The organism is Pseudomonas sp. EA_65y_Pfl1_P113 (assembly GCF_963970525.1).
GTDB classification, from domain to species: Bacteria; Pseudomonadota; Gammaproteobacteria; order Pseudomonadales; family Pseudomonadaceae; genus Aquipseudomonas; species Aquipseudomonas tritici.
This window is the reverse complement of record NZ_CAXAQM010000514.1, coordinates 1-466: the sequence shown is the minus strand read 5'-3', so window position 1 is coordinate 466 and position 466 is coordinate 1. Positions and strand designations below refer to the sequence as shown.

Here is a 466-nt window from a genome sequence, read left to right as displayed (position 1 = left end):
CGCGATCTCGCCAATGTGCTTGGGGTTCTTGAACCCGAGCTTCGTCGGCACGCGCAACGTCATCGGGAAGCCGTGCTGGCGTGGCAACACCGCGTCGTTCATCCAGAAGCACAGCTGGGTTTGTGGATGGAGCGCGGTCGCCATGTCGATCGAGGTGGTGTAATTGTCATCGCAGCGAAAGGTGACGTATTTCGCGTGCCGGTCCGCCCCAACCCGCGCCAGAAAATCGGAAAAGCGCACCCCGGTCCATTTGCCGATCGCGCTCCAGCCTTCGATGCAGACGTGGCGGGTAATCTGGGTGAAGCGCGGCAACGCGTAGAGTTGGCGCAGCGTCCAATCGTCCTTGCGCTCGGCCAGGCCGGTGACGTTGAGCACAAAGTCGCGCGGGTCGATCCGCGGGGCCAGATCGGGTGAATTGGGCGTGTAGAAGGAATTGAACGGAAACGGACGGGTGATCATCCGCGCC

1 protein-coding gene is annotated in these 466 nt (G+C 62.2%); it reads right to left on the bottom strand.

What is annotated here, in order from left to right; all coding sequences use genetic code 11:
* On the bottom strand, positions 1-466 hold a 466-nt coding region (locus AACY52_RS30840; RefSeq protein ID WP_339561470.1), incomplete at both ends, for a molybdopterin-dependent oxidoreductase.